This is a genomic window from Paraburkholderia franconis (genome assembly GCF_009362735.1).
Taxonomy (GTDB): Bacteria; Pseudomonadota; Gammaproteobacteria; order Burkholderiales; family Burkholderiaceae; genus Paraburkholderia; species Paraburkholderia franconis.
On record NZ_WHNP01000215.1, the window covers coordinates 1 to 1,342 of the forward strand.

Genomic DNA, 1,342 nt, shown 5'->3' on the forward strand with positions numbered 1-1,342 from the left:
GCAAGCGCTTCGGCGCGCGTGGCCACGCACGGACCCGAGCCGAGCAGCGGCTTGCGAGCCGTCTCGCGCAACGCGATCACCGACACGATACCGATCAGCGACGCGCCCATCAGATAGTACGCGGGCATCATCAGATTGCCGGTGCGATCGACGAGCCACGCTGCAACGAGCGGCGTCGTACCGCCGAACAGCGACACCGACACGTTGAAGCCGATCGCAAGCGCGCCATAGCGGATCTTCGTCGGAAAGAGCGCGGGCAACGACGACGGCATCACGCCCGTGAACGTCGACAGCAGCGCGCCGAGAATCAGCAGCCCGCCGAACACGGGCAGCACCGCGCCCGTGCGGATCAGCAGCAGCGCCGGAATCGACAGCAGGAACAGACCCACGCAGCCGAGCAGCATCACCGGCTTGCGGCCGATCCTGTCCGACAAGTGGCCCGCGTAGAGCGTCATCGGCATCATCAGCACCATCACGGCCAGCACGAGAAACAGGCCGTGCGATTCGTTGAAGTGCAGCGTCGCCGACAGATAGCTCGGCAGATACGACAGCGCCATGTAGTCGGTCACGTTGAAGATCAGCACGAGACCGACGCACTGCAGAAGCGGCTTCCACTGCTGCGCGAGCAGTTCCATGAAGCGCTGCTTCGGACGCGACTTCTCCTCGGCCTCACGCGCTTCGGCTTCCTTCTTGAACGCGGGCGTTTCTTCGAGCTTCATCCGGATGTACAGACCCACGAGACCCAGCGGCCCGGCGATGAAGAACGGCACGCGCCAGCCCCACGACAGCAGCGCGTCCTGCGACAGCGAGGACGTCAGTACCGCGACCGTGCCCGCGCCGAGGATATAGCCGACCAGCGTGCCGAATTCGAGGAAGCTGCCCGCGAAGCCGCGTCGGCGGTCCGTCGCAAACTCGGCGATGAAGGTGGCCGCGCCACCGTACTCACCGCCCGTCGAGAAGCCCTGCACGAGGCGCGCGACGAGCAGCAGCACGGGCGCGAGAATGCCGATCGAGCCGTAGCTCGGAATCAGGCCGATCGCGAAGGTGCCGAGCGCCATCATGATCATCGTCATCGCGAGCACGCGCTGACGGCCGATGCGGTCGCCGAGCGGGCCGAACACCATGCCGCCGATCGGGCGCACGAGGAACGCGGCGGCAAATGTGCCGAAGGTCGCGATCAGCTGCGCGGACGGGCTGCTCGACGGGAAGAACACTTTGCCCAACGTGACGGCGATATAGCTGTACACACCGAAGTCGAACCATTCCATCGCATTGCCGAGGGCCATTGCGCCGACGGCACGCCTGAGAAGGGTGTTGTCGACGACCGTGATGTCGTCGAGGG

The 1,342-nt window shown here is 65.6% G+C and carries 1 protein-coding gene; it reads right to left on the minus strand.

Annotated elements, in window-relative coordinates:
- On the minus strand, window positions 1-1,342 hold a 1,342-nt coding region (gene proP / locus GCT13_RS47685; RefSeq protein ID WP_152768434.1), incomplete at both ends, for a glycine betaine/L-proline transporter ProP.